The sequence below is a fragment of the Streptomyces sp. BBFR51 genome, assembly GCF_044591655.1.
In the GTDB taxonomy this organism is placed as follows: Bacteria; Actinomycetota; Actinomycetes; order Streptomycetales; family Streptomycetaceae; genus Streptomyces.
The window spans coordinates 8,889,608-8,904,971 of the sequence record NZ_CP172448.1 but is presented as its reverse complement, the minus strand read 5'-3'; the positions used below and the strand labels follow the sequence as shown (position 1 = coordinate 8,904,971).

The window sequence follows — 15,364 nt, the reverse complement described above, 5'->3', positions numbered from 1 at the left end:
TGATCGGCGCGGGAGTCCGGGCCGGGTACGTGTGACCCGTCGCCTCGAAGCATACCTGTCGACGCCGTCCGGAAAGCCGGATCGCCGGCGTCGAGGAGCCCGGGACGGGCCGTGAGCCGTCAGGTGTGAACCAGGCGTGCGCATATCTCGTGTCTCTCATGTAGCGGGAGGCCGTCGGGCGCCACGGCACCCTCCCGCTCGTACCGTCCCTTCTCCCGCTCCGGCGGACGCCCAGGAAGCCGGACGGCCGGCCGGACGGACGGTGGAGAGGAGAGAACGCGGCACGCGCCATGTAGGGCCGCCGGACCCTCGCACGGCCGTTCTGACGACATGTCGCCTCGGGCGGCTTCACCGGCGGAGGAGCAGAGATGGACGCGTCACCGGGAGGCCGTCTGCAGGAGGTTCTTGCCGATTTCGCCGAGCAGCACCGTGCCCTGAGTAAGGCCAGAGAGCAGATGAAAGGGCTTTCGGTCACCGCGCAGTCCAGGGACGGAGTGGTGGAGGCCACCGTCGGTGCCGATGGCAGGGCGTCGGCCATTCGCTTCACCAGTCACCGGTTCAAGGACATGCCGGGACTGGCACTTGCCGGCAGTGTGCTGGAGGCCTTGACGACGGCCCGCACCGAGGCCGCCGCCCGTGCCACCGCCATCGTCATGTCCGTGGAGTCCGTGCTGTCGGCGCGCCTGGCACCGATGCCCTGGAGTGAGCTGGTCGCCGGCGGCGTACCCAGACCCCAACCGGTGACGTGCTGGCGGCGGGTGGTGCGGCAGGCGCGGTCGGTCACCGATGCCGGTCCCTCCGTGCCCGAAACCGGAACACCCAGGGCCGCGAGAGGTGTCGTGGGCACCAGAAGCCACCCACAGAGTGAGGCTCTGACGACTTCTCGGGAGGCGGAGCCGTCGCGTTTGCAGCGGCCGCTGTGGGGGAGGGACCGCCCCGGCCCGCCGTCTCCCTTCCGACACGCTCCGCTGCCCGCGGAGCTCCGTGACGCCATCGTCGCTCTGGGCGACGCGGTGTGCGGTGCCGTCGGGGGCGGTCCGTGCGGCGTTGGGGGGTGTGCGCGGACGGACGTGTCGACGCGGACCGGAGACACCCGTCGGCCGCGGTGAGGTGTGACACATGACGTCGGCCGGGTTTCGAAGGGGGCCGGCGCGGGAACAGACTCGGAAGAAGAGTTGCCTGGTGGCAGCGGGCCCCGGTGGTACGACCGTGGACCGGACCGAGCATGCACGGCATGCGTCCGGGACACCACTACCTCGTCACAAAAGCGGCAGTTTTCTGGCACCCACCTCTGCATACATTGCGCACGCGGAGGCTACATCCGGCCTCCGGTCGCTGCATGACAGAGAACCAGGATGGCTCAGAAGACCATGGCTACGCCCCCCACCACCGTCACCCGGTCAGAACTGCTCGGCATCATCATGAGAGAACACCGGGACGGGCTTGTCTCGTACGCCGAGAAGATGCTGGGCGATCACGGGCTCGCGGAAGACGTCGTCCAGGAAACGATCATCCGCGCGTGGCGGAACATCGACCGCCTGCTCCGGATGGAGGGCTCGGTCAGAGGCTGGCTCTTCACCGTCACCCGCCACCTTGTCATCGACTGGGTGCGCAAACCCCACGCACGCAGGGAGGTCGTGGGTGCCACCTACAATGATCCGTCGTCCGGGGGCGACGGCACCGAGGCGGTACGCGACGCCCTGGTGGCCAAGCCCCTGCTGCGTCGGCTCTCTCCCGAACACCGGGCGGTGCTGGTTCACATCTACCTGTGCGACCGGACCATACAGGAGACCGCCGGAATCCTCGGAGTGCCGACGGGGACGGTCAAGTCGCGTCAGCACAACGCGCTTCGCAAGCTCCGCACCACGCTGCCGCTCGAGGCCGCCTGAGGCCACCCGAGGCGTCCGGAGATGCCGTCAGCGCCCCGTCGGGTCGAGGCACATCTCCAGCGTGGATGTCAGTTGCCGGCGGAACGTCTCCGCCCGGGGGTAGTGACCCATGTCCTGCACGAGTGCCGGCAGCAGGTACCGCTCGGCGATGATCCACTCCGCGGCCTCCGTGCGCCCGCGAAACCGCTGCGGCCGGACACCCGGGCGGGGCGGTGGCAGGACCACGGTGCTGCGATGCGGTGCGAGCAGCGCGGTCGCCGCCTCGGCGCTGTACAGGTAGTGCTCGAACATCCTGGCACGCGCATCGGTCCGCGAGCCGGGCGCGTCCAGGACCTCGCTCAACGCCGCCGCGTAGGTGCGTAGCAGCTCGTGACAGGTGTAGCGGCCCGGAACCAGTTCGACCAGCATGTGGTGATCGGTCAGCTCGGCGATGTCCTCACGCGTCGTGTGCAGGTCGGAGCCCGCCAGGCTGGCGGCGGCCGGCACGGAGATGTCGCGCGAGGGGTGAAGGCCGAGCAGCCGGAACAGCAGCGCGGCACCGCTGCTCAGCGCTCCGTAGGAGCGAGCGAAGACACTGCGGGCATCGGTACGGGCGTCGTGAGAGGACAGGGCGACGAGGCTGTCCCGGTTCTCCCGCAGCTGGGTCACGAGGGAGGCAAGGGGGAACCGCGGCTGCATCAGCGCCCGTGTACTGGCGACGGCCAGCGTCAGGGGCAGGCCTCCGCACAGCTCGACCATTTCCTCGGCGGCAGGGCGTTCGGCCCTGATCCGGTCCGCGCCCAGTCGCCGGTCAAGGAGTTCGAGGCCTTCCTGGCGGGTCATGGGATCAAGCGTGATGATCCGGGCGTTGTCCGTGACGGCGAGGCCCTCGAGCCGTCGGCGGCTGGTGACGATCGCGAGACAGCCCGGCGTGGCGGGCAGCAAGGGACGCGCCTGTTCACTGTCGCGAGCGTCGTCCAGCACGATGAGCAGCCGTCGGCCGGCCAGGGCGGTGCGGTAGGCGGAGCTGAGGGAGGTGGCGCTGGTGTGGGCCGCACTCCTGCTGACGCCGAGCGCGTCGAGCACTTCACACATGGCCTGACTCGGGTCCAGGGGCGGCTGGGAGGCGTGGTAGCCCTGGAGGTCTATGTGGATCTGCCCGTCGGGGAAACGGTCGGAGACCATGTGCGCCCAGTGCACGGCCAGGGTCGTCTTGCCGACTCCCGCCATCCCGCAGACGGCAGCGGTCATCGTGGGCGGCCGGCTCTCGCCCTCCAGGGGGAGAAGTTCCAGACACTGGCGCAGTACTTTCTGACGACCGGCGAACGGCACACAGTCCGCGGGCAGTTGGGCCGGCCTGATGGCTGTCCGCCGCGGTGGCTCCGGCAGCTCCTTGCGCGGGTTCAGCCTGCGTCGCAGCAGGTGCTGCTGCGCGGCCCGCAGACCGGGGCCCGGCTCGACCTCGAGTTCGTCGGCCAGCGTGCGACGGATGCTCTCGAACTGCTGAAGGGCCTCGGCCTGGCGACCGGTGGCCGCCAGGGCCGCGATGATCCGGCTGTGGATGGCCTCGTCGAAGGGGTGGCAGTCCACGGCGCGTCGCAGCACGGTCAGGATTTCCTCGGTCAACGCGGGTGCCGCGGTCAGCACCACGTCGGCGGCCTCCTTCGCCGTCGCGACGAACTCGTGCCCGACGGAGGTGAAGACAGGATGCCGGGACACGTAGGTGCCGGCCGCGACGACGGGTCCGCGCCACAGGCGGAGGGCGTCGATGAAATCCTGGGCACCCTGCGCGGGGTCGCCGCCCTTGACGGCGAGCTGTGCCTGCGCACGAAGGTCACGAAAGTGCAGCAGGTCGGAGGTGGAGGTGTCGACCAGGAGGCGGTACCCGTCGGCTGCGCGTACCAGGTGCGCCGCGTTCGTCCGGCTGCGCAGCTCCGGCTCCAGCGTCCTGCGTAGTGCGCCGATGTGGCGGTGTACGACATTGACGGCGCTGGCCGGGGGGTCGTCGTCCCACAGGATGTCCACGGCTTCGCTCAGCGTGAGGGGGCCGGGGGCGCGGAGCAACAGCAGGGAAAGCAGGGCCAGTCTCTTCGGCGGGCCCAGTTCCAGCTCGGTATCACCTCGCAGCACCCGCACGGTGCCGAGGATCGAGTAGCGCACTGTCGCGTCCATCTCGCGGCCGACCTCGCCCTTCACTACGTGTCACTACGGCGTCGTGCGCCCGATCTATAGTCACCGGTCTAACCGGTGACGAGAGCTTCTCGTCACAGAGGGCTCGCTGTCAAGGTGGAGGGGTTCGGCCGACGCCGGGCGTCGCGTGTTCCCCCGGCTCCGCACGGCGGTCGGGTGCGGGACGTCACACTTGACCAACCTGTCCGACGGGGTGTCAAGCGGACGCGGGGTTCCGGTTGGCATGTGGCGGTCCTGGGCAGGTGTGCGAGGGATTCGCCACCCGTTTCGGGGGTGTGGTGCCGCATGGGTTGTGGGCATCGTGATCTCCAGCTGGCATGTGTGCCGCGCGGTGTCCGTCGCCCCGCGGTCCAGTGGCCGGACGCCCTCACCCCGATGACGGAGAGAGGCAAGCGGAATGCAGGGTCCGTTTCATAGTAACCGAACCTTCAGGTCCACTTGCTGACGTGGCGCCCCGACCGACCACGGCACACATCGAGCGCCGCCGTGTACCGGAGGCGCTCGATGCGGTGCTACTACGCCATCGGCCGCCAAGGCTGCCGATGTACAGATGAGGTTGATGGTGCTTCACGTGGCGGGCAGTGACTCCCCCTGGACGGCCTGGATGTCCAGTTCGACCCTGAGGGTGGTGCCGATGGCGGCGATGCCGGCCTGGACGACCTGGTTGTAGTTCATGGCGAAGTCCTCGCGGTGCAGTTCCGTGGTCGCGTGGAAGGCGGCCCGGGTGCCGCCCCAGGGGTCGGCGCCGGTGCCGAGGTAGGCCAGGTCGAGGTCGACCGGGCGGACGATCCCGTGCAGGCCGAGTTCGCCGCGGACGGTCCAGCGGTCCGGGCCGGCCTCCGAGACGCCGGTGGAGCGGTAGGTGATCTCCGGGTACCGCTCGACGTCGAGGAAGTCCGGCGAGCGCAGGTGGGTGTCGCGCATGCCGTTGCCGGTGTCGATGGAGGCCGCCCGGATCACCGCCTGGACTCGGGACTTGGTGACGTCGTCCGGCGCGATCTCGAGGGTGGAGGTGAAGTCGGTGAACCGTCCGCGCACGCTGGAGATGCCCAGGTGCTGGGCGACGGCGGCCACACTGGAGTGCGCCGGGTCGACCGTCCACGGCCCGGGCGGCGGCAGTTCGGTGCCGCCCTGGCGGGCCAGCGTCACGGTGCCGACCTCGGCCCGGCCGCTCGCGGTGACGATCGCGCTGGAGGCGGCGGGCGCGTAGCCGACGGCGGTGACGATGACGGTGTACGCCCCGGGCGTCAGCGCGGTGGTGTCCCGCACGGCGCCCTCGGTGTCCGCCTCGGCGCGCAGTACCTGTGCGCCGGTCATGTCGGTCACCGTGACGACCGCGTGCGACACGGCCCATCCGTCCCGCGTTCGGATCCTCGCGGTCAGTCCCATCGGCGTTTTCTCCCTGCAAAGGCACAAAAAAGTGGTCGTAGACAAACCGGCCCGTGGTGGGCGGGCGCGCCTCCGCTCACAGCGCGCACACCTGCCACGGGCCGGGGCGGTGCTACTCGCCGGGGTGGGCGAGCTGGATGTCGTGGCCTTCGGCACCGGTGCCGCAGACCGTCAGGGCGGTGGCCACCGGCGGGTAGCCGGTCGCGATGACCGTGTACTCACCGGCGTCCAGGTCGGTGAAGGCATACGCCCCGTCCGTGCCGGTGGTGGCCGTGCCGACCACGTTCCCGGCGGCGTCGACCAGCGTGACGCGGGCGTCGGCCAGCGGACCCTGCCCGGCCCGCACGACGCCCTGGACCTGCGCGCCGGCCTGGAGATCGACCTCGACGCGGGTGACGCCGGTGCCAGCGACCTCCAGCGGCAGGGCACGCGGCCGGTAGCCGGCGGCGTTGACCGCGACGGTCACCGTGCCCGGCACCAGCTCGGTGAAGGCGAACTCGCCCTGCTCCCCGGTGGCGGCGCTGGCCAGCAGGTCACCGCGGACGTCGGTCACGATCACCATGGCGTCCTTGACCGGCAGTGAGCTGTCCACGGCCCGCACCAGGCCGGTGAGGCCGCTGGTGCCGCTGAGCAGGATGTCGTAGGCGACCGGTTCGTCGTTCACGACGATCGTGGAGGCCTGCGGCTGGAAGCCGTCGGCGGAGGCGATCAGGACGTACGATCCCGCGCTCGGTGCGTCGAGGGCGTAGGAGCCGTCGCCCTGGGCGACCGAGCGGCCCAGCTGGCGGCCGGCCAGCGAGATCAGCGTGACCGCGGCCTGCGGGACCGGCGCGGATTCGGCGCCGCGGACGAAACCACGGACCGCGACACCCCCGGAGACGGGCGCCTGCGGCTCACCGGCACCGGCCGCCGAAGCTACCGCCGGTTTCGCCAAGGCTGACGTGGCCGACAAGACCGGAGTGACCGCAGTGACGGACGTGGCCGGAGTGGCGGAAGCCAAGCCAGCCGGGACCGGGGTCACCGGAGAGTCGGCCTCCGTGGCGGCCTCCGCCGCCTGGGCGAGGGCGCCCGTGGTGCGCAGCGGGACCTCCTTGATGAACAGCGTCACCAGGAACGCGAGCAGCGCTACGGGTGCGACGTACAGGAAGATGTCGCCGATGCCGTGCCCGTAGGCGCTCTCCAGCCAGGTGCGGACCCCCGGCGGCAGCAGGTCCAGGTCGGGGATGGCGCCGCTGCCGGAGGCCTTGGCGGCCGCCGCCTGCTCCTGCGGGCTGAGCTGCCCGATGGTGTCGGAGGCGTAGTGGCTGATCCGGGTGGACATCACGGAGCCGAGCACCGAGACACCCACCGCGCCGCCGAGGGACCGGAAGAAGGTCACGACGGAGGAGGTCGCACCCAGGTCGCTGGGGTCCACCTGGTTCTGCGTGCAGAGCACCAGGTTCTGCAGCGTCATGCCGACGCCGAGACCCATCAGCACCATGAAGATCGCGATGTGCCAGTACGGGGTGTCGTATCGGAGTGTGCCCAGCAGGCCCAGACCCGCCGTCAGCAGCACACCGCCGGCCAGCAGCCAGGACTTCCACTTGCCGGTCTTGGTGATGATCTGGCCGGAGACCGTGGACGAGACGAACAGACCTCCGATGAACGGGATCGTCATGACGCCCGACATGGTCGGGGAGTCGCCACGGGCCAGCTGGAAGTACTGACTGAAGAAGACGGTGCCCGCGAAGAGCGAGATGCCCACGAACAGCGAGGCCAGCGAGGCAAGGGCGATGGTGCGGTTCTTGAACAGGCGCAGCGGGATGATCGGCTCGGCGGCCCTGGTCTCCACGAACAGGAAGACCAGCGCCAGCACGACGGAGGCGCCGACCAGGCTGTACGTCTGCCAGGACAGCCACGCGTACTTGTCGTCGGCGAAGGTGACCCAGACGAGCAGCAGGCAGACGGCCGCGGTGACGAAGAAGGCGCCGGCCCAGTCGACCTTGACCTTCCGCTTGAGTACCGGCAGGTTCAGTGTCTTCTGCAGCACGACCAGTGCGACGATCGCGAAGGGCACGCCGACGTAGAGGCACCAGCGCCAGCCGAGCCAGCTGGTGTCGGTGATGACACCGCCGAGCAGCGGACCGCCGACGGTGGCGACGGCGAAGGTGGCGCCGAGGTAGCCGGAGTAGCGCCCGCGCTCACGCGGGGCGATCATCGCGGCCATGATGATCTGCGCCAGGGCGGACAGACCGCCACCGCCGAGCCCCTGGATGACCCGCGCGCCGATGAGCGTCGCCGGGTTCTGCGCCAGACCGGCCACGACGGAGCCGAGGACGAAGACGACCAGGGATATCTGGACCAGGATCTTCTTGCTGAACAGGTCCGCGAGCTTGCCCCACAGGGGAGTCGATGCCGTCACTGCCAGCAGTGAGGAGGTGACGACCCAGGTGTAGGCGCTCTGGCCGCCGCCGAGGTCGCCGATGATCTCCGGCAGGGCGTTGGTGACGATGGTCGAGGACAGGATGGCGGCGAACAGGCCGAGCAGCAGCCCGGACAGTGCCTTCATGATCTGCCGGTGCGTCATCGGGGTGTCTCCGGAGGGGCCTCCCCCGTGCTTGGCATGAGCCCGCACACCGTCTGGTGTGGTCGTTGCCATGGACTTCCTCTACTTACGTGTGGTCACGAGTGGATGGGGGACTGTCGGTCCCGGGACGGTGCGGTGACCGGGCCGCGGGAACCCGGCTGTCGTCGAAGCTGGCCCTGAGGCGGGCCATGAGCCGAGTGAGCTGGCCGACCTCGTCGTCGGACCAGTCGCTCAGCCGATGGGCGAGCAACTGAGTGGTGCGCTCGGACAGCTCGTCGAGCCGCTTGCGCCCCTCGGGCGTCAGGCACACGATGCGCGAGCGCTTGTCCGCGGGGTCGGGGGAGCGTTCGATCCAGCCGCGGTCGGCCGCGTGTGTGACGTGGCGGCTGGTCACCGACATGTCCACCGCGAGCAGCTCCGCGAGCTTGCTCATACGTATGTCGCCGTGGCGGCCGACCAGTGTCAGTACGGCGGCGGACCCGCCGGGGCAGTCGGGCGGCAGGATGCGGCCCATTTCTCGCTTCACGGCGCCGAAGGCGCTGAACTGACGGACCAGTTCCTCGTACTGCACCCTCTCGGCCATGGGCACCTCCTGGTTTGTTGCTTGGGGCAACCATAGGTATGTTTGTTGTTCCGGGGCAAACGAAAACAGGTGTTTGCGCACCAAAAGTTGGCAAAGGTGTGTAAGTGTGCCATAACGCCCAGGTGGGTCGGGGTGGTCGAGTTGAGGTGTTTCCGCCGCAGAGGCCGTGAGGGGGAATACGTTTCCCCGTGCGTGCCGCGACGCCTCAGTCCAGCGCCTTCAGCGCCTCAGTCCAGCGCCTTCAGCGCCCCGGACACGGCCGCCTCCAGGAAGGCCCGGTCGGCGCGGGCCTTGCCCATGACGTGCAGACCCTGGATGAACGTGGTGAGGAACCGGGCCAGCTCCGCCGGATTCTGCCCGGCTCCCAGCTCGCCCCGCACCCGGGCGTACTCCAACGTGCCCGTCAGTACGGACTCCATGGCCGCCATGGTCGTCTTCACCTGTTCGACGGTGCCGTCGTGGGCCGCGCGTTCCGTCACCGCGTTGACCAGCAAACAGCCGCGCTCCAGGTCCGCCACGTCGGCCGTGGCCATGGCGAGCAGAAACTCTCGCAGGGTCGCGCGAATGTCGGAGGCGGAATCGATCTTTTCCGCCAGGGCCGCGACCAGGCTGTCGCAATAGCGCTTCAGAGCCTGTGCGTAAAGGCCTTCCTTGGAACCGAACGCCGCAAACAGACTGCCACTGCCGATTCCCAGCCGGGACGTCAGTTGGGGCATCGGGGTGTCGTGGTAACCCTGCCTCCAGAAGAGGTTCATGGCCTGCTCCACCGCGAGATCGGTGTCGAATTCACGAGGCCGTGCCATGCAAGGTCCTTTTCGATGTCGAGACCGACCAGCGACTGAGGGCGGTCGTCATGGTGCCGTCACGGGAAGAGAGGGCCACGGCCCCGACTCTGACAGGGCGGAGCCCGGAAGGTATGAGTCGGTCGACTGCACGCGCGAGGGCGGGGCCACATCGGATGCCCCGCTCTGCGATGTATCACCATCTATGTCCAACGTGGGACGGCCGGGCCCCGGCGAAGACGGACCGGGCGATCGAGCCGTGAATCCACATCCTCAGGGGCATGCTCCGCTCCTGTTGTACGGCTAGCCTCGACGCCATTGGCGGCAACAGCCCGAGGAAGAGCATGCAGCTGCACCTGAAGCACCCACTGGAGCCCGAAAGCGCGCCCCGGCACGCAGCTGACATCGTCGCGGCCGCGGCCGACATCAGTGGTGCGGAACTGGACTACAGCCCTGACAGTATCGACCTCGTGGAAGACATAGTCGACGGCTTCCGGGCCGTGGGTGTCACAGGCGAGGAGTTGGCCGACTCCCTTGTCGCCTTCGGCTGTTACGTCGGTCACCGCGCTGCTCGGTGCCGCGAGGTATCTCGCCGCTGGGCACCCCGAGCGCGCTGAGAAACCCCCCGAGCGCTTCCCCGGGATCCAGGGGGCGCCCCGAATCCTCGAACCCGCGCAGGTTCACGTACAGCTGACCGTCCGGAAAGCGATCCGCCACCCGATGCGCCCAGTGCACCGCGAGCGTGGTCTTGCCCACACCCGCCATGCCACCGACCGCCACGACGACGACGTGCCCTGCTTGCACGGCGACCTGCGACGTGAACACATGTGCCCTCTTCAGCGCCTCCTCGCGGCCGCGGAACGCCGCGAGATCGGGCGGCAGTTGCCCGGGCACCCGCTCCGTGCGCCGCGTGGAGGCCTGGACGAGACGCCGCCGCTGGTCCTCGTCCAGTTCGAGGGCGTCCATCAACTCGATCAGAGTGGTCTGACGCGGGAGGCTCTGCCCCCGCTCCATGTCGCTGATGGCCCGCACACTCACCCCGGAAGCCTCGGCGAGGTTCTCCAGCGTCAGCAGCGAACGTCGGCGCGCCTCACGCAGCAGTCGACCGAATGTCCTCTTGTCCATTCCCACCCCCGGGCCGCGTTTCTGGTGCGTTGGCCGAGGCCGGTGCCGTGCTTCGGAACGTCGTCAAGGTAGCAGTTGTGGATTGAATACTAAAGCAACAATGTGCCCCGCGGACCGCCACGGGACAGGCAGCAGAACCAGCCATATGTATTTGAAACATTGACAACTATGTGCTGCGACTACAGGCTGGGACGCCGGTTGACATGTTCGCCCCACCGGCAAGAGGAGAAGACATGCACAAGCTCGGACGCAAGCGCGCGGCAGTCGCAGTCGTTTCAACGGCTGCCGCACTGCTCCTGGGGGCCGCCCCCGCCATGGCGTCGACGACGTCCGGCCCCGTCATCGTGGACAACCGGGATCCGAGGTGCGCCACCGCCGGCAACCTGTGTGTCTTCGAGACGGAGTGGTTCACCGGCCGGGCGGCCCTCTACGAGGGCGTCGACACCGGGTGTGTCACGGCGCCCTTCGGTGTCCTCGCGAACATCAACATGACGGACAAGCCGGTCACGTTCTACAAGAACGCGGACTGCACCGGCGCCTCGGTCACCGAACCGGCGGGCAACCTCCACTCCTGGGAGTCGCGCGGCCCCATGTTCAGCTTCGTCTCGTGACGGTTTCGCGAACATGTGGTGAAGCCGCGCTCTGACCGGACAACTGGCCCGGCCGTGCCACGCATTGAGCTCCGAAGCACACACATGTGCGGTGGTAGCGTGCGCGCCGAGCCACCCTCCAGAGCGGAAAGCTCTGTACTCGAGCTTTGGATTCCCCATATGAGTGACACGGCAGACCAGACACCTGTGAACACGTTCACCCCGGCGGGACATCACCGGCACCGGAAGGTGAGAACGGCCGGTTCGGCGGTCCGGCGAGCCGTCGTGCTCGCCATGGCCGTACCCGTGGCCTCGGTCGCGCTGACCGGCACCTCCGCCTTCGCCGCCGACCAGAACACCGCGACGACGGTCCCGGACGCCACGCCGGACCAGGACGGTGGACTCGGGGGCGACGAGGAGCAGCTGGTCAAGAACCTCGACACCCGCGTTCTCGACCAGCGTCTGGGAGCCGACGTCAGCGGCGTCGTCCTGGACGCCGACTCGGGCACCGCGCTGTGGGGCCACAACGCCACCACGGCGATGATGCCGGCGTCCAACGCCAAGCTCGCCACGTCGACCGCCGCCCTGACGGTGATGGGTCCGGACCACCGGTTCACCACGAAGGTTGTCTACGGCCACGGCACGCTGACCCTGGTCGGAGGCGGTGACCGGACCCTCGGCAGCGACGACCTCGCCGAGCTGACGAAGACCGCGGTGGCCGGACTCAAGGCGGCGGGCCTGACCTCGGTGAAGGTCGCCGTGGACGACAGCCTGTTCGCCGAGCCGTCCCTGGCCAACGGCTGGAACGAGGGCTACTACCCCACCGAGGTCGCCCCGGTCCGTGCGCTGGTCGTGGACGGACACAGCGTCGAGGACACCTCCGTCGACGCCGGGAAGGTCTTCGCCAAGCAGCTCGCCGCGGCCGGCATCACCGTCGACGGTGATGTCACCCGTGCCGCGGCGCACCACCGGGACGTGCCGGTCGCCCGGCACAAGTCGGCGCCGCTGAGCGACATCGTCAAGACGATGCTCAAGACCAGCGACAACAACATCGCCGAGAGCCTGCTGCGCATGACGGCCGTGGAAGCGGGCCGGCCCGCCACCTTCGAGGGCGGCACCGAGGTCGTGCGCCACGTGCTCAGCCACCGGTACGGCGTGTCCCTCGAGAACTTCGAGATGTACGACGGAAGCGGTCTCTCACGTGCGGACCGCATCCCGGCCGCCACCCTCGCGCAGATCCTCGAGCTGCTGACCGAGCCCCGCAACACGCACACCCTCGGCTCCATTCTCGAGGGCCTGCCGGTCGCCGGCGAGGCCGGCGCCACGCTGGGCCCGGAGTGGGGACGCTTCGACGACCCGAACTCCGAGTGCGCCGTCGGCAAGGTCCGAGCCAAGACCGGCACCCTCACCGGAGCCGTCGCGCTGAGCGGTCTGACGCAGGCCGACGACGGCGAGTGGCGGGTCTTCTCCTTCATCGAGAACGGCTCGACGGCCGCCCCGAACGACATCAAGGACGCCATGGACGGCCTCGCCGCCACCGTCAACGGCTGCTACGCCTGACAGGCCCCAGCGAAGGAGTGGGCCCACGGACCCGGCGGCCGGGCGAGAGCCGTCGCCGTGGGTGTGTGTACGGTGTGCTCGTCACACGTGTGCGACCGAGCCCGGGACGCCCGCTCAACAAACCCGGACGTCGGAGCATGGTGCACACGGGCGCCGTCTCCTACGGTTGCGGTGAGCGAGCCGCCGCCGGACACTCATGCCTGCCGCCGGTCGGCCGGGACCCGCCGGCCCGCCCCACTCGCCGGGACACGGCGCGCACACGCCACCTCCCGCTCTCCCCGCTCTCCCTCGCGAAGGCCGATCCATGACTGCACCGTCCCCCCGCAAGCCCGTCATCCTGCTCGTTCACGGTGCCTGGCACGGTGCCTGGTGCTGGGAACTGCTCGCCCCCGAACTCACCGCGCTCGGATGGCAGGTGGAGACCGTGGACCTGCCGAGCGCCTCGGCCGATCCCCGGAACACGGCGGGCATGTACGACGACGCCCGAGCCGTCCGACGCAGGCTGGACGCGGCCGAGGGCCCCGTCACCGTCCTGGCGCACTCGTACGCGGGCCTGCCCGTCACCCAGGCCGCCGCCGGTGCCGACGTCAACCGGCTCGTCTACCTCGCGGCCTTCCAACTGGACGTGGGGGACTCACTGGCCGGCATCGCCGGAGGCGAAATCCCCGGCGGCGACACGGGAACCCTCCCCGCCCACGAGGACCCGCGCACCCACCTCTACGCGGACGCCACGGAAGAGATCGCGAGCCGTGCCGCAGAGCGGCTGGTCCTCCAGACGGTCAAGTCCTTCAGCGAGCCCCTCACCACGGCAGCCTGGAAGACCGTCCCGTCCAGCTATGTCGTCTGCGAGCGGGACCGCGCGGTGGACCCCGGGTTCCAGAAGGTCATGGCGGCCCGCTCCGAGCGCTCGTACACCCTGCCGACCGGCCACTCCCCCTTCTACTCCGCCCCCGGAGAACTCGCCCGCCTGATCACCGCGGACGCCGACCTCTGACCCCGGTGGGCCGGACCGGGTGTCCGGAGCGTATCCGAGGAACATGTGCGCGATGGCGACAGCGCCAGGCGGTCGCCGTCGCCGCGCAGGACCCGGCCGGTGCCCCGGGCGGTGGCTGGGCGGACCAGGACGACGCGGTGCTGCTGAACCAGGGTCGGGCGTCCGCGATGACCGGCCGGGCGCTGGCCACCAAGGTGGTCCCCGCCCTGCCCGGCCTGGCCGTGAGCCTCGGCGCCGGGGGCAGCCGGATTCTGGACGTCGGTACCGGCATCGCGGCGCTGGCGCTCGTCCTGGCCCAGGAGTTCCCTCGTGCCGAGGTCGTGGGCATCGACACCTTGCAACGCGCGCTGGGACTGGCCCGTGAGGAACGGGCGGCCGCCGAACCGGACGTCGTGCGCAGGATGTCGCTGCGGCGACTCGATGTCGCCGACCTGACGGAGCGAGCGGTCTACGACCTCGCCTGGCTGCCCGCCCCGTTCCTGTCCGAAGCGGCGCTGACCGCAGGCCGGCCTCACCTGACCTGCGGACACCGACCAGGGACTCGGAATCGACGACAGCCCTTCTCCGACCGCAAGGAGACCGGACCGGGCAGACGCCGCCGGCGGTGGGGACGGTCTCGTCGTGCGCCTCACATCCCCGCCGGCTTCCCGGAACCGTCCACCTCGTCCGTCACGCCGGTCGGCCACCGCCCCGTGACCGGCAACGCGAACCGGTCCATCACCGGTCTCGCCGCCCAGGCGCCCGCCTCGCGCCCACTGCCGGAGCTGGCCGCCCGTCGGCCGGCGTTGCTGCCCAAGGCGCGCAGCGGGCCGGGAAACCGGGAAACCGGGAAAGAGGCCTGCCGCGGATGTTCAGCCGCCCTCCGTCAGACCATGGGCGAGTTGACGCAGTGCCTGGTCGAGCATGTGGTCCAGGTCGCTGCCCTCCTCCCGCAGCCAGTTGGTGTAGGCGGCCACGCACGCACCCAGGACGGAGTGCGCGACAACTTGGGGTGCCAGGGCGTCCACCGGCTGCCGCAGCCGTTCGGCGGTGAACTCGGCGACGACCGCACGCCAGGCGGCGTAGCGCAGTGTGGAATGTGCCTGGAGGTCGGGCACCGTCAGAATCAGGGTCATGCGCTGCCGGTGCCAGGGGACCTGAGCGGGGTCCAGGTGGTTGAACGCGACGATCTCCTGGCGCAGCGCCTCCATCAGGGAGAGCTGTGGCGAGCAGGCGGCCAGCCCGGCGCGCATCCGGCCCAGCTCGTTCTCGAAGTCACCCCAGACCAGGTCGTTCTTCGACTGGTAGTAGCGGAAGAACGTCCGTCTGCCGATCCCGGCCGCGGCCGCGATGTCGTCGACCGTGGTCTTGGCGAACCCGTGCGTGACGAACAGGTGCAGGCCGACGCGCTCCAGTTCCGCGCGGGAGGTCAGTGGCCGCCGTCCCGCGCGATGGGCGTGGCCGGCGGGTGATCGCGTCTGGTTCTGCACTCCTCTTCCTTTCGGCACCGAGTGCCGTTATGTTGACACACGGATCGCATTTCAGCACCGAGTGCCAAAATCGAGGCCCGCGGCAGGTCCGTGAGCCCCCGGCGAACAGGGAGCCCTCCATGAGCGACACCGCGACAACACCCTCGCGCACGGAGCCGTCCGACGCGCAGGTCCCCGACGAGGACATCGTGGCCGACGACCTGTTGGTCGAAGAGGTGTCCATCGACGGCATGTGCGGCGTCTACTAG

At 69.7% G+C, this 15,364-nt stretch carries 13 protein-coding genes and 1 pseudogene; 7 read left to right on the top strand and 7 right to left on the bottom strand.

Annotation, left to right across the window (positions count from 1 at the left end):
• Positions 1-368: 368 nt before the first annotated feature.
• Complete coding sequence (locus tag ACGH7X_RS40140; protein ID WP_399895806.1) at positions 369-1,109, top strand: YbaB/EbfC family nucleoid-associated protein; 741 nt, start codon at positions 369-371, stop codon at positions 1,107-1,109.
• Positions 1,110-1,370: 261 nt separating this feature from the next.
• Positions 1,371-1,889, top strand: coding sequence for a sigma-70 family RNA polymerase sigma factor (locus ACGH7X_RS40135; protein WP_399895803.1), 519 nt, complete (start codon positions 1,371-1,373; stop codon positions 1,887-1,889).
• A gap of 27 nt (positions 1,890-1,916) precedes the next feature.
• On the opposite strand, the gene ACGH7X_RS40130 is transcribed toward ACGH7X_RS40135, so the two are convergent.
• The 6 genes from ACGH7X_RS40130 to ACGH7X_RS40105 all read right to left on the bottom strand — a co-directional run bounded on the left by ACGH7X_RS40130 (position 1,917) and on the right by ACGH7X_RS40105 (position 10,503).
• Positions 1,917-4,040, bottom strand: coding sequence for a BTAD domain-containing putative transcriptional regulator (locus tag ACGH7X_RS40130; protein ID WP_399895801.1), 2,124 nt, complete (start codon positions 4,038-4,040; stop codon positions 1,917-1,919).
• Positions 4,041-4,625: 585 nt separating this feature from the next.
• The gene (locus tag ACGH7X_RS40125) at positions 4,626-5,447 is read right to left on the bottom strand and encodes a YceI family protein (RefSeq protein WP_399895798.1); all 822 of its coding nucleotides are present in this window, start codon (positions 5,445-5,447) and stop codon (positions 4,626-4,628) included.
• A 112-nt stretch (positions 5,448-5,559) separates the two neighbouring features.
• Complete coding sequence (locus tag ACGH7X_RS40120; RefSeq protein ID WP_399895795.1) at positions 5,560-8,085, bottom strand: MFS transporter; 2,526 nt, start codon at positions 8,083-8,085, stop codon at positions 5,560-5,562.
• A 13-nt stretch (positions 8,086-8,098) separates the two neighbouring features.
• Complete coding sequence (locus tag ACGH7X_RS40115) at positions 8,099-8,596, bottom strand: MarR family winged helix-turn-helix transcriptional regulator (RefSeq protein ID WP_399895792.1); 498 nt, start codon at positions 8,594-8,596, stop codon at positions 8,099-8,101.
• Between the two features lie 227 nt (positions 8,597-8,823).
• A complete protein-coding gene (locus tag ACGH7X_RS40110) occupies positions 8,824-9,399 on the bottom strand; it encodes a TetR/AcrR family transcriptional regulator (protein WP_399895789.1) in 576 nt (191 codons plus the stop codon).
• Positions 9,400-9,885: 486 nt separating this feature from the next.
• Positions 9,886-10,503, bottom strand: a complete 618-nt coding sequence (locus ACGH7X_RS40105; RefSeq protein ID WP_399897689.1) for a helix-turn-helix domain-containing protein — start codon at positions 10,501-10,503, stop codon at positions 9,886-9,888.
• Positions 10,504-10,736: 233 nt separating this feature from the next.
• On the opposite strand from ACGH7X_RS40105, the gene ACGH7X_RS40100 reads away from it, so the two are divergent.
• From ACGH7X_RS40100 to ACGH7X_RS40085, 4 genes and pseudogenes are all read left to right on the top strand, one after another.
• Complete coding sequence (locus tag ACGH7X_RS40100) at positions 10,737-11,114, top strand: hypothetical protein (RefSeq protein ID WP_399895786.1); 378 nt, start codon at positions 10,737-10,739, stop codon at positions 11,112-11,114.
• Between the two features lie 159 nt (positions 11,115-11,273).
• Positions 11,274-12,653, top strand: a complete 1,380-nt coding sequence (gene dacB / locus ACGH7X_RS40095) for a D-alanyl-D-alanine carboxypeptidase/D-alanyl-D-alanine-endopeptidase (protein ID WP_399895783.1) — start codon at positions 11,274-11,276, stop codon at positions 12,651-12,653.
• A 304-nt stretch (positions 12,654-12,957) separates the two neighbouring features.
• Positions 12,958-13,647, top strand: coding sequence for an alpha/beta fold hydrolase (locus ACGH7X_RS40090; protein ID WP_399895780.1), 690 nt, complete (start codon positions 12,958-12,960; stop codon positions 13,645-13,647).
• Positions 13,648-13,814: 167 nt separating this feature from the next.
• Positions 13,815-14,117, top strand: a pseudogene (locus tag ACGH7X_RS40085) (methyltransferase domain-containing protein); the annotation flags it as partial.
• A gap of 381 nt (positions 14,118-14,498) precedes the next feature.
• Here the strand turns inward: ACGH7X_RS40085 and mftR are convergent.
• Complete coding sequence (gene mftR / locus ACGH7X_RS40080; protein ID WP_399895777.1) at positions 14,499-15,116, bottom strand: mycofactocin system transcriptional regulator; 618 nt, start codon at positions 15,114-15,116, stop codon at positions 14,499-14,501.
• A gap of 119 nt (positions 15,117-15,235) precedes the next feature.
• Here mftR and mftA point away from each other — a divergent pair, with 119 nt between their 5' ends.
• Positions 15,236-15,364, top strand: a complete 129-nt coding sequence (gene mftA, locus ACGH7X_RS40075) for a mycofactocin precursor MftA (protein ID WP_399895774.1) — start codon at positions 15,236-15,238, stop codon at positions 15,362-15,364.